Origin of the sequence: Prevotella sp. S7 MS 2 (genome assembly GCF_000762865.1) — a bacterium.
Classification (GTDB): domain Bacteria; phylum Bacteroidota; class Bacteroidia; order Bacteroidales; family Bacteroidaceae; genus Prevotella.
Genome location: NZ_JRPT01000021.1, coordinates 1 through 24,639 on the forward strand (window position 1 = coordinate 1; position 24,639 = coordinate 24,639).

A 24,639-nucleotide genomic window follows, 5' to 3' on the forward strand; every position below is an offset into this window, starting at 1 on the left:
CATGCTATAAGATTTATCGCTGGATGATGCGAGAAGACGGTTGTAGGAGTTGTCCTTATCTGCAGTTGATAGAGTATACCGGTCTCTTGATACTGCTTGCTTTGGTGGTATCAGCGTTTGTGACACCCTATTTGGGGTGCTTGTTTGCGGCATTGTAGGTATCAAAAAAAGACATGTTATGAATGGACTCATAACATGTCTTTTTGCTTTTATCTATCTTTATCGTTTCATCTTGGCCTGTCGGGCAAACTCGAATAGTTCGATAGGCAGGTGACAATAGCCTTGCGGATTTTTGTCTAGGTAATCTTGATGGTATTCCTCTGCCTTATAAAACATCTGTAGTGGCTCCACTTCTACGGCAAGCGGTTCGTCGTATTTGGCTTGGATGTCGTCGTAGACCTTACGTATCACCGGTAGTTCTTCGGCCTTGGTGTAGTAGATTCCGGTACGATAACGTGTGCCGACGTCGTGTCCTTGTTGGTTTACGCTGACCGGATCGATGGCCGCAAAGAACATCAGCGTGAGGAATTCGAGACTTACTACTTCAGGATTATAGACGATGTGCACGGCTTCGGCGTAGCCTGTTGAGTCGGTATATACCTCTTTGTACGATGGGTTGACGATGGTCTTGTCGCCATTGGCAAATCCAACTTCGGTGTCGATGACACCTTCTATCTGTTTAAAGAAGTGTTCGGCTCCCCAAAAACAACCGCCTGCTACATATAAATCTTGTGTCATATACGGAATATAATCATTATTTATTGATGTGTTTCAAGCGGTTGACAGTCTTCAAAGCCTCATTTCTTACTTCGGGTTTGAGACTGTTGTCGCGGCTCATCTCGTCGGCACATTTGTCTATGGCAGGCACTTGATAAGACAGCGTGTGCCATCCCAGCATTTCGAGCAAAGCCACTTGAGCATCGGGTTGAGCCTGTGTGCGGAGGTAGTTGAGTATCTCCGGGATACGATGGTGAGGACAGTAGTTACGCAATCCGCGTATGGCGCTGAGACGTTTTTTGGCGGTTGTGTTAGGTGAAACAGCCATGTCTACATACTCGCTCCACTTCTCTGTGGCTGCTACAATGAGGTTCTCATATCGCTTACCAGTCTTCTCTTTGTCGATTAAGCGAAGAGATGGGGCGTTGAACTGGCGTTGGAATTCGGCCAACAGTTTGTCTTTGGGGAAGAGGGTGAGAGCATTCATCGCGTTGAAACGGCAACGCTCGGATAGGCTGTTGGTCATATTTGCCGCGATAATAGTGGGGATTAAAGCATCGTTTCCGCTCTCTCCAATCAGGTGAAGTGCCGTGCGTTGTACCAATTCATAGCTATCGTTGGCAGCCAATTTCAATGCTTCGATGAAGTTGGCATCGTCGTGTTCGGCCAGAGAATAGAGTGCTTGGAGGCGTACGAGAGCCTCGTCCGAGTTACGGAAGATGGCTAATAGCTCGGCAGAAGTCATCTTATTATCTCTGTTTAAGCGGTCTATGGCTATACATTTCACATCGGCATGGGCATCGGTCTTGAGCAGTTTGCGCCACGCAGCATCGTTATTACCAGCTAATAGAGCTGAGATGTCGGCCGATTTTTGCGATGGTATGAACGTAAAAGTCGGATCGCCGATGACGTGCGACTCCATATAATAAGAGAAACGAGCCAATTCGCCTACGCTGGCACCAAGCCCTAATAAGCCCATATAGCGGTCGCTCCATTTGTTTTGCAGCACGTTGACGGTGTTGGCAATGACAGCTACGGTACGTCCGGGGCTGAAAATATACTCGTCGGCAATGCAATCTTCGCGATGGAACGAGCCGTTGAAGCAGGCATCAATCATGATAACGCGACAATTCGGAGTGTAGTTGTATTTGGCAAAGTCGGTAGTATGCAGGTCGAGCAAGTCGTTGTCGAGTGAATCTTTGGCCACAATCTTCGGGTCGAAAGTATTCTCTAACCACGTATGAGGAATATCCAGACGCTTCTCGAAAGCTGCCATCACGCTGTCGGCATTCTGTCCTCTGTCCTTGGCATCGCGTGTCTTGCTGCGGAAGAATTGCTGAATGAAGGTCTTAGCCTCGTTCACATTGTTCGGTGAAGGGATTCCGTTGAGGTACTCAGTGTTCCATGCGCCGTGGTGATGGAGTATCGCGAAGTCGAGATCTTGGCGCATAAGTTCGTTCATCAGTTTGAATTTGACGTTGCGGTATTGCAAATGACTGAGGTAACTGATGCCATTTTGTTGGCGTTTCAACCATGGGAAGTGTTCGTAAAGTCCTTCTTTCTCGTCGACACGGGCAACAAATGACTGCGAGATATAGCCATGTCCTTCAAAATAGAACATCTTGTTGAGGCTGCCGGCAGCACGCTTTTCGCGCACAACCTTGGTCAGATAGTTGCGCAACTTGACGTATCTAGACGTCCCACCAACGTCTGTTGGGCGGATACGGCCACTATATAGCGTCGGATTTAGTATTTGTGGCGACTCCGCAGTGAGCGAATAATAGTAGTATGGAGCATCGTTGTCGTGTCCAAGTGGCTTGAATTTCAGGTTGAAATCATCGTAATAGCGGTCTGAAGGGATAGACGATTGCTTGCGATTGGCCTTTTGGTTCATCTTAAAAGCACTCGTGAAATGCTGTGCATCGCGTATCATTGCTATCGGAATATCGCCTATAAAGACAGCTCCTTCGATAGGATTTTGGCGCAAAGCATGTAGACGTTGCAGTTCTGTACGAATGGAATCGGGCACTCCCCAACGATCGATGACGGTGTAGACGTGCAGGTGTTGCATGTCTTCGATGGCCTTGGCATAGGCTTGAATTTCGTTTTTCGCCTCGTTATAGCTCTTTTTATCTACGACGATAGCGAAGCCGCGACCTGCCAATGCCTGCATGGTTGACAGCAGGCAGAGGCTTATCATTACTAAAATTTTCTTCATAACTCTTGTATAATATGATTGTTTAATAACTAGAATTTGAGACTTACGCCGGCGTTGATGGCTGTCCTAGACCTCGAATCAAACATCTTTGAGTAGACGGATTCTTCGTTGTAGAATTTGCAAGCAACGTTGGCAAAGAGCCCAAACCATGTATTTGTCCCATAAAGTTTTACCGGGAAATCGGCTGATAAGTGTGCTTTGAAACCTGAACTCTTGGCTGATAAGTATTCGAAATAGGGGGCAGCGTATGATTCACGAGTCGATGCTTGAATGAAATCGGCCTGCTTATCACCAATGCCGAAGCTGGTATAGCCATCTAATATGCCCTGCATGCGACAGCTGCCTAGCATCCAATACTTGCCAATTTCAAGGTCGATGGTGCCTGTAGTGTACTTCTGTTCGGCCATCTTGGCTTGATATTGTTTGATACGCATGCCGTTGATGCCGGTCGAAACTTTCACGGTAAAGTCGGGAAGTCCATTCTTGAGCATGTCGAATCGGTAGCTCGCACCGCCTTCATAGTACGAAGCGTCGTGCACTTTCGACTCGTTTAATATCTCGTAATAGCTGATGTTACCATGTTCGGTATCGGTCTTTTTGCGTTGGTCGTACCAATATCCCTTGCCTTTATAGTAGCTGAAGTTAGCCGTAATATTATGTACGAAGCGGTCGGATGATGCCAAACGCAATCTATCGGCAATGCTTATACCGCGCTTATCGTAGTCTCCAGCCTTGAAAGTGTAGGCTGCTCCGCCGTCTTCCGCATTTTCATTAATGGACGATAGTTCCACTTCAAAGATATTGGAGAGGCTCGATGATGCCGGTGCATACACCCATTGAAGAGCTCCTTTCAACGTATTACCGCTGTAGTCGCGCGGATATCCGGCCAAATCGCTGTTGGTTCGCGTGATATAATCGCCTGAACCTTTCATCAAGAAGTACATGTAATTGGTGTAACTATTGATGACTGTGTGGGTCAGTTCGGAATTAAAGAGAGCCAATGTGGCCGAGAAGCCAAGTCGATGTGCGCTTCCCAATCTAAGCTCTACGCCCGGATTGATAACAAATCGAGACGAGTTGACCTTCGGACGAGGGTCGGTTTGGTCGGCACTGCTGCCTACTTTGTAGGCCAACTTAATGGCTCCAACGAAGAGAGGATTCCATTCATAGGCTGCTCCTACAGACATATTGAACAGTTCGGTGGTTACATCACTGGCGATAGAGTCGCCAATTACGAATGGATTGGAGCGAGTCAAGAAGAGCGTAGAGTTCCATTTACGGTTGTAGTCTTTGCAGTTTACATAGCCAATTTGGCCTTCCAGACTGAGTTTCTTGAATCGTTGTAGACCGTAGAGCGATGCATTCAAGCTGTTATTTTTGCTTCCGGCATCGACTTGGTGGAATGCTCCGCGCTCGAAATGTCTGAATACCGAAGCGTCGGTTACGGTGCCTACGCGGTTGTAAGCTAACCCTACAGGTGTAGACATGCCTTGATATAGGTTGTCGATATAATTGTATTCCTTGTAGAAGAAATGCTCGTTGGTTTTGTCCATCTTGCTCTGTGCAAGGACGGTACCGGTGCTGATGGCAGCCAAAATCAGCAGCGCCACTCGCTTACCTATTATATAATGGTGTGTCATTCTTAACATCTTAGCGTTCTGTTTATTCATTATTGATCTACTGAAGTGGGAGTCTGACCCGGCGTAAGTTCCTGATTGTTCAAGAAATCATTGGCCGAATTGTTGGTATCTTGGTAGTAAGCACGCCCGTCGACAATCTTCGTTACCTTGCGACGGATACACTTTCCGGCATTCGCAGTGCTTGCCAAGATACCTTGTGCATCGTCTTTTGGCAAGAAAGTACCATAATTATTGGTTCTCTTATTATTCCATATGTCTACGGCATCCAGCACATATTTGCTTGGAATCATGAGATATTGAGTCTTTGAAAGAGTTCCCGGCATAGTCATGATGTTCTTGGGATCGGCTGCAAACTGCTCCGGAGTCATGCCGTTGGGACACTTAGCTATGAGGTAGGAACGCCCATTGACTCCTATACCAAAGGCTCTAATTCTAGTGTTGTTTGTAAATATTACCTTCACATTAGGAGTTGGATAATCTACCTCTCCTTTGACATTCTTGATATAAATTTCCCAATCTGCTTTCGAAAGATCAGGGCAGTGGTTGCCTTTCTTGGCTTCCGTAGAATGATTGATAGGGTCGTTGGCCAGCACAATGCTTTGTCCCGGTTGCAATGGATGTTCTTTTCCAGAGCCGGGAAAGGCTATTACCAGTCCTTGTCCGCATGCGTAGAGGTCGGGATAACCATTGGCTTGCCATGCATTCTCTTTTGTTTGTCCACCGGCAGGAGCAGATAATATCAGGCCATCTAGATATTGTACCTCGTCAGAGTTGTTTACTATCTCAAAGTATTGGTCTAAGATATAACCCTGCTGTCCGCCTGTTGTGTAGATAGACTTGAAGATAATGGGTGACTTTATAATCTTTGATAGGTTGATAGTTGATGTAGTATTGGCGAAGAGGATAGTCTCTGTATTACCTGAAACATAGGCAGCGGCCTCATCTGTCACTTTTCCCGACAGTACTAAAGTGTACTGTCCTTGCAACAAATTGATAGTAGTATCGCCCGAAAGAGTAAACTCTTGTGATGTTCCATTGTCGTTGGTGGCCACCAACTTCAACTTTGATAGTTTGCTGCCGACTAAGGCTTCCTCCGGATTCAAGGCTATCTTCAGGTTGTAATATTGCGGTATGCTTGCTTCGTCTCCGCATGATACCATGAATATTGCGGCTGTGAAGAGCAGTAGATTGATTATCTTTTTCATCTTATATCTTTTGTTTCGTTTAGAATTTGAATTTCACTTCGGCTCCGAAATAGTTGTCGGGATAGATTTGCGACTTCGCCAACGTATTTCGATTCACGTGCCATCTTGATGTATTCAAGAAGTTATTAGCGGTGAACGATAGCTCGCATATCTTTCCAAGTTCCTTGGTGAAGCGGAAGTTGAGCATGACCCAAGGGTTCACATGGTCGCTGTTGAAAGCGTAAAGTTTGTATTGGTCAACCATCAGACTGTACTTATTGTCCTTAGCATAGTCCGGTTTCCACTCCGTATAGCTACCGTTGTTGCTATAGAAGCCTAACGGTTGCACTTCGTAAGTCTTACCGTCGGCCGACAATGTGTACTTGCTACTGCCGTCGGGGGTCTCGTATACGGCACGTGTATTCTCATACCAAACCACCTGTACCGTCGTGGTAAATATCATCTTTACGGCAGGTATGTGGGTGATGAAGCGGAAATTAGTGTTCACACGGTCGCTGATGGTACCGTATCCGGCTGGCATCATGGGCACATAATCGTATGTAGAACTGATGTAGTTCAGGTAGTTTTTCTCGTTGATACGCTTGATGTGGAACCATGCACCATCGATATTGAGTGATGTACGCAATGGTTTGAACACGCCAAGATCCAAAGAATACTCGATACCGTGCTTGTTACTGCGCGATGTATTGTCGGGCATCGACCACAGTGCATTCTGTGTGGCGATGGTAGAGGTAGCAGTCTGCTTCTTGCCATTGAGCGTATAAGACAGTTGTGAACCGTCGAAAGCCAAATCGGCTGCACCATGTGGTACGTTGAAACGAGGATACTGCATACCAAGGAATACTGATGAGAAACCATATTCGTGGCGGTTGCTCTCGTTGAAATAATTTACATAGCCTTTCACACGACCGATCTTGAAGTTCACGCCTACCTCCCATTTGCGGTTGTTGGTGGGCTTGATGTTTGGGTTTTGTGTGTTGGTGATGGCTTGAGTCTGGATGAGTGCCAGTGAAGATTGTTCTCCGATGTAACTCAAACTCACGTTGTCGAAGTAGGCATTATCGGGATAGAGGTAGAGCAGGGTAGGCATCTTGTTGGAGATACCGAAGCCACCGCTGATGCTCAATTGGTCGAAGAGACTGTTGTTGTGCTTGTCTAATAGGTTGTATTCTGCATTGATACGTGGCTCGGCAACGAATATATTGCTACGTCCACTCTTGCTTTTGTTCAAGAACATATTGCTCACACGGACACCCGCAACGAGGTTTAACCATGTCTTACCGATGCTTACTCGTGTGTTGTCTTCGATGAAAGCGGAGAGATTATTGAGTGCCGGGATAGAGCTAAATGAGCGTGGACGCAAGGTTTGAGAGCTACTCGATTTCGGCGGATTGTTCATGTTGAACGTTAAACCTTTGCCTGCATTGTCGTCGAAACGATAGTCTACACCAGCTTTGATATTGGTGTAGTCTAGATCGTTCAGCTGGATATACTTGTTGGCCTTGACTTGAGCGAAGATGTTAATGGGCACCCCTTCTATCTTATAATCGCTGAAATAAGCCTTGGTGAGGAATTGAGCCTGAGCTATTCCGGTCTTCATGTTGTCGGTAACGACGCCGTCTGGGGTTGCAATCCAGTTGTGATGCGTATCCACAGTGCGTGAAATCTGAGCCGAGAAGTCGTAGTTGATGGCCGTAAGCCAATTGTTCATGCGTATGTTTCCGTTTATCGAGAGGCGTCCACCGGTGTTCTTGTTCTTGTAGTTCAGCTCCAATTCCGACATCTGTGGGTCGGTCTTGCGATTGTTCACGTTCGAGTAAAGCGAGCTGCGGAGATTGAATGTGATCGGATGGGCTCCTTTTGCGTTGAATACATTCGAATATCCCAGCGATAGGGTGAGTCGGTCGTAGCCCATATAGTGGCGACGTGTGTCGGAATAAGATTGTGACCAATCGAGTCCAAGGTTCAATGCGCCACCATGACTGAAGTTGAATCCCTTGCCCACGTAAGCCAACTTAGAATAGGGATCGGCTTTGAATTTTACTTCGAGCGGAGTGTGTCCGGCTTTGGTCTTGACAATAACGACACCCGAAGTCAAGTTGCCATATTCCACAGAGGGGATGCCTCGAATCACTTCTACCGATGCGATATTGTCTACACCGATGGTTCTTAGGTCGCTACCTTTGCCGGCTGTGGTCTGATTGCGCATGTCGTCGGCGTTCGACGACGAACTATTTCCGTTTCTTGTGGGCGACAATGCCTGCAGGTTACCGTCGTTGCTGAGGGGGGAGCCATCGAGAATGACGCTTGTACCCAGCGCATTGTTGTGGTCACTACCAATCTCTCTAAGATTGGCTTGTGCCAAACTGTTGAGGGTAGGATTGGTTGTTATGTTGCCCGGTAAGAGTTGTAAGATATCTGAAACGCTCTTGGGTTGGATGTGACGGATGGCGTCTTGCCCGATTTCCGACTTTGAACCAATGGCCGATTGGCGTGCCGTTACGGTGACTTCTTTCAATGTCAACGCTTGTTCGTGGAGCTTAATGACCAGTCGTTCGCTGCCCGTGGATACCTTGAAGCGACCTTTAGCAGTCTCAAACCCGATGCAAGAAGCCGTATATTCGAACTCACCTGCCTTGACATTGCGCAGTTGGAACTCTCCTTTCTCGTTGCTCATGGCCGTAATGGCATTGTTGAACGAGATGTAGGCTACGTCGATGGGCTTACCATTGTCATCGGTGACAGTACCTTTAATGGTGAAAGAACCGTCCGAAGTCTGGGCTATAGCCGGAGAAAATACGGTCAACGCCACTACGAGCGTGACCCAAATGAAATTTATTCTTTTTGGTTTCATAATCTAATGATGCCTATTTTTTAATACCTTATTATATATATGGTGGTGGAAGCAGTATAGTCTCTGTTTGCTGCAATGGTTTCGCAAGTTTGCTGTCTAGTCTAGGCAGCGTTGCTGACCGGACTTAGCAGCATCGTTGCAAGGGCTTTGCAGTGCCCTGTCGGAAAAACACTTGATTTTCTACTTAAATATATGAACACTGCAAAATTAATGATTTTTAAGTACATGATCAATACCCTAATGTTGGTATTTTTAGGTTATTTTAGATATTTTCTTTACTTATAATTTGTCTATAAAATCGGAATTAGATATTCGGATAGTAATTGTCGTAGCTTCTAAAGTTGTAAATTAGTATCTTTTGTTGCATAAAACAGGAATAAAACACAAATCTTTGCAAAAAATAGAAAATTCATTGGAGAAAATTATGAAGTTTGAAATTGATTTCGTAACTTTGCCTGTGTAAAACTTTAAGAGTTGGTTGAGTCCACTCTTTTTTACAATGGAATAGAATTATAGTTATGTCCAGATAGATTATAAATTTTGAGTTAATTACTGTTTTGTAGGGGGAATGGTTTCGTGAGAAAGTGTTCTCTCTTTTTTTATACTTTTTTCTGAACATATTTTTATTGCCCGATAGGTTTAGTATTCTATTTATTCCGTATCTTTGCACATATAAGAATCGAAAGAGTAGACAATGATAATGGCAGATGAGTGAATCGGCCTGAAACTCTTACCGACAGCAAACAAATCTACATTATTACAAATCAAACATTTCAGACATGGAGAATAAGAAGTATGGGCACTTTGATGATGCCAACCGAGAGTATGTCATTACCGACCCAAAGACACCGTGGCCGTGGATCAACTATCTTGGCAATGAAGATTTCTTTTCGCTTATTTCCAATACAGCCGGGGGCTACAGCTTCTACAAAGATGCTAAGTTCCGTCGCTTAACGCGTTATCGTTACAATGGTGTACCGATGGATGCGGGCGGTCGCTATTTCTATTTGAAAGATGGAGATACGGTGTGGAATCCCGGATGGAAGCCTTGTAAGACATCTCTCGACTTCTATGAATGCCGCCACGGTATGAGCTATACGCGTATTATGGGGCGTAAAAACGATATTGAGGCCAGCGTGCTTTTCTTTGTTCCGCTGCATACTTGGGGTGAGGTGCAGAAACTTTCGCTGACCAACCATTCTACAGAGACGCGTCGACTGAAGCTCTTCTCGCTGGCAGAGTGGTGTTTGTGGAATGCTGCTACCGACATGGAAAACTTCCAGCGTAACTTCTCTACAGGCGAAGTAGAGGTGGAAGGAAGCACACTTTATCATAAGACGGAGTACCGCGAGCGTCGCAACCACTATGCTTTCTACCATGTGAATGCGCCTATAGATGGGTATGATACCGACCGGGAGACGTTTGTAGGGCTCTATAATGGGTTTGACGAGCCTGAAGCCGTGACTGAGGGAAAGGCACGCAACAGCTTCGCTCATGGCTGGAGTCCGATAGCTTCGCATTATATAGAGGTGGAGTTGCAGCCCGGAGAGAGTCGCGACTTTGTCTTCCTTTTGGGGTATGTGGAGAACGAACAAGCTGATAAGTTCTTGGCTCCACAAGTAATCAATAAGCAGAAAGCACACGACTTGATAGCCCGCTTCGACACTGTGGACAAGGTGGATGCCGCTTTTACAGAACTCAAGAACTATTGGGAGCGTCTGTTATCGGTGTTTGTATCGCATACCGGAAACGATAAACTCGACCGTATGGTCAACATTTGGAATCAATACCAGTGTATGGTGACATTTAACATGTCGCGTTCGGCGAGCTTCTTTGAGAGTGGTATCGGGCGTGGTATGGGATTTCGCGATTCCAACCAAGACTTGATAGGTTTCGTACATCTGATACCTGAGCGTGCCCGTGAGCGTATTATCGACATCGCTTCCACGCAGTTTGCCGATGGTGGATGCTATCATCAATACCAACCGCTGTCTAAACGCGGCAATAATGATATTGGTGGAGGATTCAACGATGACCCCTGTTGGCTGATATTCGGTACGGTGGCTTATATCAAAGAAACGGGCGACTTTTCTATTCTTGATGAGATGGTGCCATTTGATAACCAAGTGGGTACGGAGGTTACGCTACTAGAACACCTGCGTGTGAGTTTCAACCACGTGGTAGAAAATCTCGGTCCGCACGGATTACCGCTTATCGGGCGTGCCGACTGGAACGACTGTCTGAATCTGAACTGCTTCAGTTGGGATCCCAACGAGAGTTTCCAAACCACCGAGAACAAGACAGAAGGCTCGAAGGCAGAGTCGCTGATGATAGCCGGACTGTTCGTTGTGACCGGTCGAGACTATGCTGAACTGTGCCGACGTATCGGTAAGGACGATGAGGCCGAGCGTGCTTTGAAGCATGTGGCCGATATGGTGGAGGCTGTAAAGCATCATGGTTGGGATGGCGAATGGTTCTTACGAGCTTACGACTTCTATGGAAATAAGATAGGTAGTGATGAAAATGAGGAAGGCAAGATATTCATTGAGTCGCAAGGATGGTGCACGATGGCGGGTATCGGACAGGAAGACGGACTCGTGGACAAGGCACTGGACAGTGTGAAAGAACGTATGGATACCGAGTTTGGTATCGTGTTGAACAATCCGGCCTTTACTACTTATCATGTGGAATATGGCGAGATAAGTTCTTATCCGGAGGGTTATAAGGAGAATGCAGGCATCTTCTGTCACAATAATCCGTGGGTGGTTATAGGCGAAACGGTAGCCGGTCGCGGTGACGATGCGTGGAACCACTATACCAAGATACTGCCTTCTTATGTGGAAGAGCGTTACAGCCTGTTGCACAAAGTAGAGCCCTACGTGAATTGTCAGATGGTTGCGGGTAAGGATGCAGCGCGTCCCGGTGAGGGAAAAAACTCTTGGCTCACGGGTACGGCGGCTTGGATGTGGTATACGGTATCGGAGTTTATTCTTGGTATCAAGCCCGATTACGATGGTCTGCTCATTGACCCATGTCTGCCATCTACAGCTAGAGAGTATACGGTAAGTCGTAAATTCCGCAATGGTATGTATCAGATAACGGTGAAAAACCTTGATGGACGTGCTAAAGGTGTGCGCCAAATCACGGTTGACGGTAAAAAAATAAGTGGCACTGTAGTACCACTTATGGAAGGAAATCACATGGTGGAAGTCACCATGTGATATGACTTGAATCTCTTATACCAATGTTGCGACAATCTCCTCACGTGTGCCCGGAAGCATATCGATGACGGGGATTTCGGGCATGGTGTAGCATCCGGGTTGCAAGCGGAACGATGCACGAGCCACATTGACCAATACCTGTGCCGTAAGAGCAGGGTTGTTGATGCTCATATTGAACTCAAGACGCTGGTTGGGAGTCTGTCCGCTTACGCCCTTACGAACGAGATTAACACCATGACCCATGTCGCGAACATCGTCTACCGATGCTACTGCGAACACGTGGGTCTCATCATGAGCGAAGTAGGGGTCTGCTTTGATTTCAGCAGTTACATCTTCTAACTTTGCATCCTCTTCCAGTTCGATGTAGACCATGCGGCGATGAATGCCTTCGCCCAATGGAATGGTGACAGAAAGTGCATTTTTTACACCCTTCTTACCGCGTGCACAAACAGAGTGTCCCATTGACATGCCGGGGCCAAAGTTGGTATAGGTGAGTCCCTTGGGAGCAAGGCTCTGCATGAGGACACGTACGATAGAATCGGATCCCGGATCCCATCCGGCTGCGATGACACTCACTTTGCCTGCCTTGACACAATTCTCGGTTTGCTGTTTGCGGTATTCCAAGATGGAGGTATGGATGTCGAAGCTGTCTACTGTATTGATGCCAAGAGCTACAATGCGGGCAGCATATTCCGGACAAGAGCGTGTAGGAGTGGCCAAGATAGCTACATCTACATCTTTGAGTTTGGTTATATCGTCTACTACTTCGTAGTTGGTAAGTTCTAGTGGTTTGTCTTGTGCTCCGTTACGACGCACGATTCCTGCGATTTCAAAGTCGGGTGCAGCTTCTAAAGCCTGCACTGTGTAATGACCAATGTTGCCAAAACCGACAACGGCTGCTCTAATTTTCTTCATAATCCTGATATTTACTATTTGTTCAAACTTTTATTGTTGTACGTTGCAAAAATACACTTTTCCAACCAAATCAAACTTTTTTGACTATATTTTTTGCATTAAATAATGAAAAAATGAATTTAGGTCAAGAGGGGGATAGATTCTTAATAGAATGTGTCGTTGGGACAAAATGGATGCCTGATCGTAAAACCGTAAGCTAATATTGAGAAAATTAGATAGTTGATTCTGTATCATAATTAGTATAAAACTTGTTGAAGTCGTATAAAAATCTTATTTTTGCAACAAACAATATAAGCTATGGCAACTCTCTTTCCGGTACCAATTTCTAAGCCTTTTGACCCTTCTACATTGAAGATAGAAGTGAGGAATACAACTGTTTCAGCTCTCTGTGAAATGTTGAAGAATGATTTTATAGACTTACAACCGGACTTTCAGCGCCATGCAGATTTATGGAACAAGAAAGAAAAAAGTTGTTTGATAGAGTCTATTATTCTTGGAATTCCATTGCCGAGTTTTTATTTTTATAAGGATGAGAAAGCTAAAAGATGGGTTGTCATCGATGGTTTGCAGAGACTATGCTCGCTTAGAGACTTCATGGTAGAGAAAAAAATGAAGTTGGAAGGGCTTGAGTTGTTGGCAGATACACATGAGGGTTTGATGTTTGAAGATTTCAGCTTTTACGATCAAGTAGAGATGGTAATGCGTACAGTAACCCTAAATATTATTATGGGGGACAGCCTACAAGAAGCGAAATATACCATCTTTCAGCGTATCAACTCAAAAGGAACGCCACTTCAACCAGCTGAGATAAGGAATGCCCTCTTTCATGGCAAGTCGATGGACTTGGTTAAGAAGTTGGCGCAAAGCGAATGTTTTAAGGAAGCAACGCTCAATGGTGTGTCGGAAAAAAGGTTGTTGCATTTTGATTTTGTAGCCCGATTTATAGCCTTCTATTTGCAAGGCTATGAAGCATATCAGAACATAAGGCAACTTCGGAAAGGTTCAAAAATGGCCAATGACACTACTATGGATATTTATATTGGTAATGCATTGGAGACACTGAATGGGGTAGATGATGAGAAGGTCTTTGTGGAATTGGAAGCAGTATTCTATCGTTCTTTGACTCTTTGTCATGCGCTATTGGATAATCAGGTGTTCAGTAATCCTAGACGAGACAATAGGCGAGAGAAGATTTCCATAACTCTATTTGAGGCAACAATGTGTGCTGTGGCTAACTTGACTAAGGCAGAAGCTAACTTGATGATAGAACGAAAGGATACTTTCCGACGCCATTATGAAGAATTGTTCTACAATGAAAGGTTTTTAAGAGCTCTCTCTAACGGTACGAATCAATATGTTTCGGTGAAGACGAGATTTGAATGTTTAGCCTCTATAGTAATAAAAACACTTAACGATACGGATAAATGATACAGCGATATACTATCAATAATTTTAAGAATCATGCCCATTCGATATTCGAGTTTAGCAATTTGAACATTTTGACAGGTATTAATGGAATGGGTAAATCGTCTGTTATGCAGTCGATGTTGTTGCTTCGTGACTCTTTCTCACGCAACCAAATGATGGATAGATTGTTCTTAGATGGAATTTCATTTAAATTAGGTGGAAGTGTGGAACTGCTGAATCGAAATGTAGAAGAAGAGCCAGATAAATTGTGTTTGTGTATTGATACGGAAAATAAAGAGCTTAATTTTCGCTATGTTTATCCTCTGGTTGACTCTTCGGAATTGGAGATTGATGGTGAAAATCCTACTATAGAGGATTTGAAAGAAATCTCATTGTTCAACGATAATTTTCAATATTTGAGTGCTTTTAGATCGGGACCACAAGATTTTTATGACTCTGATGCGAGTTTGGTAGATAGGCATCGGCAAGTATCTAAGAATATGGGAGCTGGTGAATTGGCGGTATATTACTTGAATAAGTTTGGAAATGAAGATATTGTTATTAGTGAACTGCGCCATCTAGATACCGTCTCCTTGTCTCTTTATTCACAAGTTGAAGGATGGATGAAGGAGATTTCTAATGGTATTCAACTCAAGATAGACCAGAAAGATAAGCGCATAGAACTGAGCTTTGGATATGAAAGACCGGGGCGTTCAACGACATATCATCGTGCAATGAATACCGGATATGGAATCTCTTTTGTGCTTCCGATTATAGTGGCAATACTGTCTGCCAAGCCCGGTGCCTTGATATTAATAGAGAATCCTGAAGCTCATATCCATCCATCTGGGCAAGCTGCACTGATGAGATTGATTACGCTGGCAGCTGAACATGGTGTACAAATCTTAATAGAAACACATAGCGACCATATTATTAATGGTGCATTGGTGAATGTAAAACAAAATAATCTATCGAAAGAAGCACTCGCTATTTATTATTTTGACCATGATGAAGAGTTGAATGCAAGTCCTGTGAAATTGAATATAGGGCACAGTGGTCGTATTCAAGATGCTCCTAAAGGATTCTTTGACCAAATGAGTATTGACCTAAAAGTGTTGTATGGGCTGTAGAGTAAAATACCATGAACAGATTGTTTCTATTATTTCCGGCAGCAACGGAGGAGAGTGCTGGTGCGGATGTGGCCTATCTTAGAGTATTGGGAGAGGTTACCAGCGAACACATTATCAATCTTTTTAGTCTCATAAATCGAAGTAGAGGGATGATAACAGAAGAAGATGTGGTCTCGTATTATGATGAGAGGCATCTTCAGGCATTGTTCTCTAAGGTGGAAGAAAATTGTGAAATGCCACAGCTAGAGAATTTATTGTCGACATTGACTGACGTAGATTCTATTCAAAATGCAGGGTTGAAAAATGAAATGTTGACGATTAATGGCATTCAAATAGAAAGTGGACTTTTGAATTCTTGGGCAGCTTCTAGTGAAAAGGAGTTTGATGCATTGGTAGATTTGGACGCTTTAAACTCTAAAATAAGAGATATAGATGCAAGGAAGGAGTCGGGGGAGAAACTTGATGTAGTGGTGTTACCTGCTGTGGAAGAAGATGTCTATAAATGGTTGGTGGATAGACGGAATCCCCCAAGAGTATTGGATGCCGATTATGAAAAGCATACCCAAGTTGAGAAAATAGGTAAAAAAGGTGTGAAGATCTCTGCAATGAATTATCCGAAAGAGCGAGTAGAGGATTTCTTAAAGCGAGCAGTGCCTGCTAAAAAAGGTTTGAGAGAACTCTATTTTAAAGATATTGAGGAAAATAAAATCATTATCTTTTTTGATGAGAACTTGTCTACACCAACGTATCATTGTTTTGAAGTGTCTGCCGATGATGCTTTAGAGTTGCATAAGATAAGCCAGCGAGGTGGAAGAAATTTGCAAGAGAGAATAGAAAAAAGCGCTCGTATCGTGTAGTCTATACTATAACTCATATTGCTTCTACTAAAATCCAACAGCTTCATCACAATAAAATATTTCTATTATTCGTTATATTTTATAAAAGAGAATCATTATTATAAAATAGTCTATGATAGAATATATTAAGGGTGAATTGACCGATTTAACCCCCGTACAGGCTGTTGTGGAAGCCGGAGGAGTAGGATATGCAATGAATATTTCGCTGACTACATACAGTGCAATACAAGGGAAGAAAGAGGTAAAACTATATATCCACGAGTCGTTGGTGACAGGCGGACGAGATGATAGCTACACTTTCTTCGGCTTTGCAACGAAGCAGGAGCGCGAACTTTACCGTATGTTGATTACCGTTTCGGGCGTGGGAGCCAATACAGCTCGCATGATGTTGTCATCAATGTCGCCATCCGAGTTGTGTAATGCCATTGCCAATGGCGATGATAAGATGATTAAGAACGTCAAAGGAATTGGGTTGAAAACGGCTCAACGTGTCATCGTCGACTTGAAAGATAAGATTGTTGCCAGTGGAATAGCAAATGAATTCCACGTTTCAGCCAGTGCTAAGGAGACGCTGGTCAACTCTCCTGTGAAAGACGAAGCACTGGGTGCCCTTACCATGTTGGGCTTTTCGCCTGCACCAACAGCCAAGATTGTCGTAGCCATATTGACCGAAGATCCATCGCTCAGCGTCGAAGCTGTGGTGAAAGAAGCATTGCGAAGGATTAAATAAGTAGCGTGTGAGAATAACGAATCGTCTGCAAACGATGTTCATAGGGATGCTGACTGCTACGGCGGTCAGCTATGCTATGTCGTTGCCTATGATGCAAGATGATTCTAAACGCAGCAAGAAGCAATCGCCAAAAGCGCAAAAGATAGACGTGATAGGGCAGCCGATATTGGACGAAGATACCGTTCCGGACAGCTTACTTCATCCGCGTTGGCGCATTCAGCGTACTATGCCCATTACCATTTCCGACCTTGATAGCAGTGCACTCGACCTGAAAACACCCGATAATGTGCGGCAAACTGTGGAGTACAATGACTCTTTGAACTTATATATAATAGGTAAAAAGATGGGCGGAACATATATCTCTGCTCCTATTATGATGACTCCGGAGGAATATCGGGCATGGAGTGAGAAGCAAATGCGCTATAAATATTATCGTGTTAAGAACGATGCTATCTATCAAGCGAAAGGAAAAGAGAAGTTTGACTTCTCTGATATGCACTTCGATTTAGGACCGGCTGAGAAGATATTCGGGCCGGGGGGCGTACGCATTCGTACACAGGGAACGGCTGAACTTAAGTTTGGTGGGACGCTGAAGAATGTGGATAACCCCTCACTTCCTATCCGAAACCGGAAGACAACGACCATGGATTTCGATGAAAAGGTGAACTTGAACGTCAATGGAAAGGTGGGCGACAAGGTCAACTTCGACTTGAACTATAATACAGATGCCACGTTTGACTTCGATGCACAGAACATGAAGCTGAAGTACGACGGCAAAGAAGACGAGATAATCAAACTCGTTGAGGGTGGTAATGTGTCGTTTCCATCTAACTCTTCGTTGATACGTGGAGCCAGTTCGCTATTTGGTTTGCGCACAGATATGCAATTTGGGAAACTGAAATTGCAGTTGGTAGCATCGCAAAAGAAGACAGCAAGTACCAGCGTTTCGAGTAAGGGAGGGGTGCAATTGAAGCCCTTTGAGATAGGAGCAGCGGACTATGAAGAGAATCGTCATTTTTTCCTTTCTCAGTATTTCCGGGACCATTACAATGCCGGTATGCGAACATTGCCCAATATGATGACCGGTGTACAGGTAAATCGCGTGGAGATTTGGGTAACGAACAAGACCGGAACGACAACCAATACGCGTAATATCGTGGCATTGACCGATCTTGGTGAATGTACGAAAATATCCAATTCGAGGTGGACAGCAAGTGGTATTGTACCGGAGAATGGGGCTAATAGTGAGTATGGAGAAATGGTTGGTGCCTACAATAGTGCCCGCGATATAAACCAAACATCAACGGTGCTTGATGGTGCAGGACTTATTGGAGGTACCGACTATGAGAAGTTGGAGAGTGCCCGATTGCTCTCTTCAAGTGAATACACGCTGAATACGGCACTCGGTTACGTCTCATTGAGAAGTTCGGTACAGACCGATCAAGTGGTGGCCGTGGCTTTTGAGTACACTTATGGAGGTGTAACTTATCAGGTAGGTGAGTTCGCCGGTGATCAAACAGATACCGGGAAAGCTCTGTTTGTGAAGTCTTTGAAGAATACAAGTAACCATCCCAAGCAAGGCAACTGGGATTTGATGATGAAGAATGTGTACTATTTGGCTTCGAATGTAGAGAAGGCTAAGTTCCGTTTAGACGTCAAATATCAAAGCGATACCACCGGTGTTTACCTGAATTATATACCGGAAAGCCAGGTTAAAGGCACTCCTATTATCAAGTTGTTGGGGGCAGATAGGCTTGATAACAACAACAAACCCAACAGCAACGGATACTTCGATTACGTGGATGGATATACGGTAAGCGGTGGTAGAGTGTTTTTCCCGGTGACCGAACCCTTCGGTTCTTACCTGTATGATTATCTTGTTGGCAAGGGTGTACCAGCTACTGAAGCGGCTAAATATGCTTTTACGGAACTGTATAATTCTACCAAAACCGTAGCCAAACAGACTGCGGAGAAAGATAAGTACCAATTGGTTGGACAGTTCAAAGGAACTTCTGCTAATGTCATATCACTTGGAGCATTCAACGTTCCACAAGGTTCGGTGGTGGTTACAGCGGGTGGAATGGTACTTAAAGAAGGCTCCGATTACAGCGTGGATTATAGTGCTGGTGAGGTAACCATCCTCAATCAAAGCATCTTGGATGCCGGTACGAATATCAAAGTCTCACTTGAAAGTAACACCGACTACGCACAGATGCGGAAGACAATGTTCGGTATGAATTGGGAATATGACTTCTCTAAGAACTTTCAATTGAGCGGAACAATACAGCATTTATCCGAACAAGCACTCACCACGAAGGTGAATATGGGAGCTGAACCGCTCAATAATACCTTGTGGGGTGTCAACTTGAACTGGAAGAAAGAGAGTCAATGGCTCACCAATATGCTCAATAAGATACCGCTGTTGCACCTCACTCAACCTTCCAATATATCCTTAACGGCCGAGTTTGCACAGCTGATTGCTGGGCAAGCCGGGGGCACACAAGACCATGCTTCTTATTTAGATGACTTCGAAAATACCAAGAGTACCATTGATGTATCGACTCCTACATCGTGGATTATATCCAGTGTTCCGAGCTTATTTCCCGAACATAGCGACAAGACTGGGTTGACCAGTGGGTTCAATCGCAGTTTGTTGGCATGGTATAATATAGATCCTTTGTTCACTCGAAGAAGCAGTTCGTATACGCCGGGACATATCAGGAGCGACCTCGATCAATTGAGTAATCAATATGTTCGAGAAGTTCCTACGACCGAACTTTTCCCTAATCGCAACGTAACCAGCTACACCGGAACCACCTCAATACTCAATATCCTCAATCTAGCATACTATCCTAATGAGCGCGGACCTTATAATTTCAATCCCGGCCTAGATGTGAATGGTAAGCTACCTAACCCTGCTCAACACTGGGGAGGAATGATGCGAAAGCTTGATACTAATGATTTTGATGCCGCAAATATCGAATATATTGAGTTTTGGTTGATGGATCCGTTTATCTATACCAACAAGCAAGCCGATGCATCTGACTATGGTGGCGACTTCTACATCAATCTTGGAGAGGTGAGCGAAGACATTCTGCACGACGGTCGGAAGTTCTATGAGAGCGGAATGCCGGTCGATGGATCGGCCAACTATACCACTACACAGTGGGGAAAAATACCCACATCCTCGAATATAACCTATGCTTTTGCCACATCAAAGGGTGCTCGTGCCTTGCAAGATGTGGGCTATAATGGCCTTAACGATACCGAAGAACAGCAATTTCCTACTTATCAAAGTTTCTTGACTGCCCTTCAGGGACACGTGAATCCTGCCGTGTGGGATTCTATTTGGAACGACCCTGCCAACGACGATTATCATTATTTTCGTGGAACAGACTACGATGAGATGCAGGCAAGCATCTTACGACGCTATAAATACATCAACAATCCGCAGGGGAACTCGCCCGATTCGGAGAATCAAAGAGAGAGTTATAATACATCATACAAGACCACTCCCGATGTAGAAGACATTAATCAAGACTATACTCTCAACGAGTATGAGAAGTATTTCCAGTATCGTGTGTCAATGCGTCCGGCGGATTTGGTAGTCGGCCACAACTATATCGTAGACAAACGTGAGGTAGAGCCGAAACTCAGAAACGGCAGTTCGGAACGCGTAACATGGTATCAATTTCGTATACCTGTCGACGAATACGAGCGTAGAGTGGGCAGTATATCCGACTTTTCCAGCATTCGATTCATGCGAATGTTCCTCACCGGCTTCAAACATCCGATAGTATTACGCTTTGGAACGCTCGACTTGGTGCGTGGGGAGTGGCGTGTCTATACACAATCATTGGGAAATTCGTCGGGTACGGGAACCATGTCGGTTGGCGCAGTGAGCATCGAAGAGAACAATGATAAGACTCCGGTGAACTACGTTTTGCCTCCTCGTATACAGCGCGGACAAGACCCTACGCAGCCACAGTTGGTAGAGGATAACGAGCAGGCATTGGCAATGACGTTAGACAAATTGTCTACCGGTCAGTCGAAGGCTGTGTATAAGAACACATCGGTAGACTTGCGACAATATAAGACGATGCAGTTGTTTGCCCATGCCAACGCTTTCGAGCAAAACACCACGGCTCTCGTCGACAATCAGTTGGCTTTGTTTGTGCGCTTAGGCTCAGACTATCGTAATAATTACTACGAATATGAGATACCCTTAAAACTTACTGCTCCGGGGAGATACGACAATAATTCCACAGCAAGTCGTACCATGGTGTGGCCTGAAGAGAATATGCTTAACATCCCGTTAAGTCTCTTTACCAAGTTGAAAAAGATGCGCAATAAGTCGCGTGGGCTTGGTGCTGCCTCCTATACATCGGCCTTTAGCGACTACGATGAGGCCAATCCGTCGAATAAAGTTACCATCATGGGTAATCCGACATTGGGCAATGTGAAGGTTATGATGATTGGTGTGCGTAACAAATCAGACAATCCCAAGAGTGGAGAGGTATGGGTTAACGAACTTCGGCTCAAAGGTTATAACAACTCAGGTGGTTGGGCTGCCAATGGAGTCCTCAATATGCAACTGTCTGATTTGGGAACGGTTAATATGCAAGGCAAGTATATTAGCGATGGCTTCGGTGGTTTGGAAGATGGTGTTCAAGCCCGCTCGCAAGAGACGTATAAGACCTATTCCGTCACGACAACTTTGGAACTAGGTAAGTTTTTCCCGGAGAAAGCCAAAGTTTCTGCACCACTTTATTATTCGGTATCGAAAGAAATATCCAGCCCTAGATACAATCCACTTGATACGGACATGAAGTTGGACGACGCATTATCATCGGTTGCCAATAAGCAAGAGCGCGACTCGATAGAACGTATTGCCGTGACTAAACGACTCAACACCAACTTCTCGTTGTCCAATGTACGTATAGGAATCCAGACTAAACGCCACCCTATGCCTTACGATCCGGCCAATTTCTCTTTCTCTTATAGTCATTCGCACAGCCATTCGGCCGGTGAGACTACTGTATATGAGAATGAAGACAATTGGCGAGGGGCTTTTAATTACAATTGGATACCTGTTTATCGGGCGTGGGAACCTTTTAGTAAGTGGAAGAATAAATCAAAATGGCTTGACATTCTCAAACGTTTCGGGCTTAATTGGCTGCCACAGAATGTAGCATTCAATACCGAATTAACTCGCAATTACTATGAATTGCAAGAGCGAGATATGGATGCTGTGGGGGGGGCAAAGCTTCCTGTGACTTTTAGTTCGGCTTTCTTGTGGAATCGCGAGTTCACTCTTAGGTGGGATTTTACACGAAATCTGCACATGAATTTCCAAAGTGCCACCCATGCAGAGATTGAACAGCCTTACGCTCCAATCAATAAAGACCTTTATCCCGACCAATATAGTGCGTGGAAAGATTCTGTATGGACCAGTATCAAGCACTTAGGTTCGCCACTTAATTACAACCAATCGTTCAGTCTATCGTATCAGTTGCCGCTCTATCTCATTCCGGTTCTCGATTGGATTACGGGTAATAGCACCTATAATGCTACCTATAACTGGGTTCGTGGTACCAATCTTGAGAATGGAGCACCGCTGGGTAATACCGTTGTCAACAATCGGGAGTTGAGTATCAACACCACGTTCAACATGGAGAAGTTATACAATCATATCCCATTTTTGAAAGCGACGAACGAACGTTTCAACCGTGAAGCGATGACCAATACATCTTCTCGCCGGCGTCCAAAGGTCATTAAGCATCAGAATACAAACAAGGAAGTGGACAAGCAGAGGCAGGCTTTACCACTCAACAAGAAAAGTTTTGAGCAAGAAATCACCCTTTTGCCCGATACCATATTGGATATTACACATAGCAAAAAGTCTAAACGGCTCGTAGTCAATGCCCGCACTGCCGATGGTAAACAGTATAAATTGCATTTCAAACGGCTCGACGACAACCGTATCCGTATTATGAATAAGGTGGATTCGGCATTAAAACTCAAGATAACCGTGACACCAAAAGCTCCATTGGAGAATCAGAAATGGTATCGAACAGCGCAGAGTGTGGCGCGTGTCATGATGATGGTACGAAACGTAATGGTTAACTATCGCAACCAATACTCCATGTCTCTGCCCGGTTTCATGCCTAATGTGGGTGATGCTTTCGGACAAAGTCGTGGCACCAATGCACTGGCTCCGGGACTCGGATTTGCTTTCGGACTCACCGATGACTCGTTTATTGACAAAGCACTCGACCGCGACTGGCTGCTCATCAACGACTCTATAGCCACACCGGCAGCCACCAATCAGACCGAGGATTTGCGGATACATATGTCGCTGATGCCTTTCCGCAATATGAATATTGAGCTTACGGCCAGTCGTAATCAGACCACCGCGCGTAGCATACAATATATGTATGAAGGGCGACCCACTACGCAGAGTGGTACGTTCACGATGTCTACTATCTCCATCGGCACGGCTTTTGAGAATATGGGTAATGCCAACAATGGCTTTTATAGCAAGAGTTTTGAGAAATTCTGCCGTTCGCTCGATGGTTTTCGTGACCGTGTGGAAGCCCAATATGCCCATGCTGTGTATCCCAGTGGTAGTAGACTGGCGGGTGGGACATTTGATGCTGCTAATGGAGCGGTGGACAAATATAGTGCCGATGTGATGATTCCTGCTTTCCTCTCCACTTATACGAGCATGGGAGGAAACTCGCTCAGCATCTTCCCATCTATCACCCGACTGCTTCCTAATTGGACTATGCGCTACACGGGGCTTAGTAAACTGCCTTGGTTCCGCGATATTTTCAAGAGCGTTAACCTTAACCATGCCTATCGGAGCATCTATGCCGTGGGTGCCTATAGTAGTTTTAGCACTTTTATGGAATACATGAACGGGCTTGGTTTTATTACCAATACACAGACCGGAAATCCTGTTCCAAGTAGCATGTACAATGTTTCGACGGTCAGTATCAACGAGAGCTTCTCGCCGTTGCTGGGTATTGATATGACTTTCAACAACGACCTCACGGCTAAACTGGAGTATCGTACCACGCGAGTGCTATCGTTGAGTATGACAAGCGTACAACTCAATGAGGCCATCAGTCGCGATTGGGTACTGGGATTGGCTTATAAATTGAATAATATCGACCTGTTTGGAGGACGTAACTATCGTAAAATAAAGGCCAAAGCTAAAGGTAATCTGTCGAATACCAACAAGCAAAATGCAACTCAAACAAATGGGAATAGTAGTGTAGGTCGCTCGAAGAGCGGTGTCAACCACGACTTGAATGTTCGTCTCGACGTCAGTTTTCGTCGGCAAGCATCCATTAGTCGCGACATTGCCAACATGACTTCTATGGCCAGCAGTGGCAACAATGCGTTCAAACTCTCCCTTGCTGCCGATTACACCCTATCTAGAATGTTGTCCATGACATTCTATTACGATCGCCAAAGCAATACTCCTTTGCTCTCGGCCAATAGTTATCCCACGACCACACAAGATTTTGGAGTGAGCATCAAGTTCTCGTTGACGAGGTAGAGTAGGGCTGTTTGTGTGGTGTTTTTGATGATGAAACTATTAAGATTATCCTCTTTTTACATGTCAACTCGTTTACTTGTCTACTTGTTTACTTGCCCACTAAAATACTGCTACAGCCTTGCAACATTACTGTATCGCCTGTTCAGGAATACAGAAAAGCCCTCGCAGCAATACTGCG

General features: G+C 44.9%; 12 protein-coding genes. 6 read left to right on the top strand and 6 right to left on the bottom strand.

Annotated features, from left to right (window positions below):
* Positions 1-219: 219 nt before the first annotated feature.
* Genes msrA through HMPREF0671_RS04900 form a run of 5 tightly spaced genes read right to left on the bottom strand, consistent with a single transcriptional unit; the run spans position 220 to position 8,634 of the window.
* On the bottom strand, positions 220-738 hold the full coding sequence (gene msrA, locus HMPREF0671_RS04880; RefSeq protein ID WP_036897394.1) for a peptide-methionine (S)-S-oxide reductase MsrA: 519 nt from the start codon (positions 736-738) through the stop codon (positions 220-222).
* Positions 739-754: 16 nt separating this feature from the next.
* Positions 755-2,935, bottom strand: a complete 2,181-nt coding sequence (locus tag HMPREF0671_RS04885) for a HEAT repeat domain-containing protein (RefSeq protein ID WP_036897397.1) — start codon at positions 2,933-2,935, stop codon at positions 755-757.
* A gap of 29 nt (positions 2,936-2,964) precedes the next feature.
* Positions 2,965-4,605, bottom strand: a complete 1,641-nt coding sequence (locus HMPREF0671_RS04890; protein ID WP_036897400.1) for a DUF6850 family outer membrane beta-barrel protein — start codon at positions 4,603-4,605, stop codon at positions 2,965-2,967.
* Positions 4,605-5,780 carry a DUF4876 domain-containing protein gene (locus HMPREF0671_RS04895; RefSeq protein WP_036897402.1) on the bottom strand — a complete coding sequence of 392 codons (1,176 nt, stop codon included), beginning with the start codon at positions 5,778-5,780 and terminating at the stop codon, positions 4,605-4,607. The genes HMPREF0671_RS04890 and HMPREF0671_RS04895 overlap by 1 nt, the downstream gene beginning before the upstream one ends.
* A gap of 19 nt (positions 5,781-5,799) precedes the next feature.
* The gene (locus HMPREF0671_RS04900) at positions 5,800-8,634 is read right to left on the bottom strand and encodes a carboxypeptidase-like regulatory domain-containing protein (protein ID WP_052052850.1); all 2,835 of its coding nucleotides are present in this window, start codon (positions 8,632-8,634) and stop codon (positions 5,800-5,802) included.
* 779 nt (positions 8,635-9,413) lie between these two features.
* Between HMPREF0671_RS04900 and HMPREF0671_RS04905 the strand changes: the two genes are divergently transcribed.
* Positions 9,414-11,855: a GH36-type glycosyl hydrolase domain-containing protein gene (locus HMPREF0671_RS04905; RefSeq protein WP_036897405.1), complete on the top strand. Its 2,442-nt coding sequence runs from the start codon at positions 9,414-9,416 to the stop codon at positions 11,853-11,855.
* A gap of 15 nt (positions 11,856-11,870) precedes the next feature.
* Here HMPREF0671_RS04905 and HMPREF0671_RS04910 read toward each other — a convergent pair whose 3' ends face one another.
* The gene (locus HMPREF0671_RS04910; protein WP_036897408.1) at positions 11,871-12,770 is read right to left on the bottom strand and encodes a diaminopimelate dehydrogenase; all 900 of its coding nucleotides are present in this window, start codon (positions 12,768-12,770) and stop codon (positions 11,871-11,873) included.
* Between the two features lie 297 nt (positions 12,771-13,067).
* On the opposite strand from HMPREF0671_RS04910, the gene HMPREF0671_RS11755 reads away from it, so the two are divergent.
* The 5 genes from HMPREF0671_RS11755 (at position 13,068) to sprA (ending at position 24,461) form a co-directional block, all read left to right on the top strand.
* Positions 13,068-14,198, top strand: coding sequence for a DUF262 domain-containing protein (locus tag HMPREF0671_RS11755; RefSeq protein WP_052052852.1), 1,131 nt, complete (start codon positions 13,068-13,070; stop codon positions 14,196-14,198).
* Positions 14,195-15,307, top strand: a complete 1,113-nt coding sequence (locus HMPREF0671_RS04920) for a DUF3696 domain-containing protein (RefSeq protein ID WP_036897411.1) — start codon at positions 14,195-14,197, stop codon at positions 15,305-15,307. The genes HMPREF0671_RS11755 and HMPREF0671_RS04920 overlap by 4 nt, the downstream gene beginning before the upstream one ends.
* A gap of 11 nt (positions 15,308-15,318) precedes the next feature.
* Positions 15,319-16,164 (top strand): hypothetical protein, encoded by an 846-nt coding sequence (locus tag HMPREF0671_RS04925; RefSeq protein WP_036897414.1) that lies wholly within the window; start codon positions 15,319-15,321, stop codon positions 16,162-16,164.
* Between the two features lie 112 nt (positions 16,165-16,276).
* On the top strand, positions 16,277-16,894 hold the full coding sequence (gene ruvA / locus HMPREF0671_RS04930) for a Holliday junction branch migration protein RuvA (protein WP_036897415.1): 618 nt from the start codon (positions 16,277-16,279) through the stop codon (positions 16,892-16,894).
* Positions 16,895-16,928: 34 nt separating this feature from the next.
* Positions 16,929-24,461 carry a cell surface protein SprA gene (gene sprA, locus HMPREF0671_RS04935; protein WP_036897418.1) on the top strand — a complete coding sequence of 2,511 codons (7,533 nt, stop codon included), beginning with the start codon at positions 16,929-16,931 and terminating at the stop codon, positions 24,459-24,461.
* The last annotated feature ends 178 nt before the right edge of the window (positions 24,462-24,639 follow it).

Excerpts from the sequence above, each read along its gene's own strand:
- msrA (WP_036897394.1), bottom strand. The coding sequence starts at position 738 with ATGACACAAGATTTATATGTAGCAGGCGGTTGTTTTTGGGGAGCCGAA.
- HMPREF0671_RS04885 (WP_036897397.1), bottom strand. The coding sequence starts at position 2,935 with ATGAAGAAAATTTTAGTAATGATAAGCCTCTGCCTGCTGTCAACCATG.
- HMPREF0671_RS04890 (WP_036897400.1), bottom strand. The coding sequence starts at position 4,605 with ATGAATAAACAGAACGCTAAGATGTTAAGAATGACACACCATTATATA.
- HMPREF0671_RS04895 (WP_036897402.1), bottom strand. The coding sequence starts at position 5,780 with ATGAAAAAGATAATCAATCTACTGCTCTTCACAGCCGCAATATTCATG.
- HMPREF0671_RS04900 (WP_052052850.1), bottom strand. The coding sequence starts at position 8,634 with ATGAAACCAAAAAGAATAAATTTCATTTGGGTCACGCTCGTAGTGGCG.
- HMPREF0671_RS04905 (WP_036897405.1), top strand. The coding sequence starts at position 9,414 with ATGGAGAATAAGAAGTATGGGCACTTTGATGATGCCAACCGAGAGTAT.
- HMPREF0671_RS04910 (WP_036897408.1), bottom strand. The coding sequence starts at position 12,770 with ATGAAGAAAATTAGAGCAGCCGTTGTCGGTTTTGGCAACATTGGTCAT.
- HMPREF0671_RS11755 (WP_052052852.1), top strand. The coding sequence starts at position 13,068 with ATGGCAACTCTCTTTCCGGTACCAATTTCTAAGCCTTTTGACCCTTCT.
- HMPREF0671_RS04920 (WP_036897411.1), top strand. The coding sequence starts at position 14,195 with ATGATACAGCGATATACTATCAATAATTTTAAGAATCATGCCCATTCG.
- HMPREF0671_RS04925 (WP_036897414.1), top strand. The coding sequence starts at position 15,319 with ATGAACAGATTGTTTCTATTATTTCCGGCAGCAACGGAGGAGAGTGCT.
- ruvA (WP_036897415.1), top strand. The coding sequence starts at position 16,277 with ATGATAGAATATATTAAGGGTGAATTGACCGATTTAACCCCCGTACAG.
- sprA (WP_036897418.1), top strand. The coding sequence starts at position 16,929 with ATGTTCATAGGGATGCTGACTGCTACGGCGGTCAGCTATGCTATGTCG.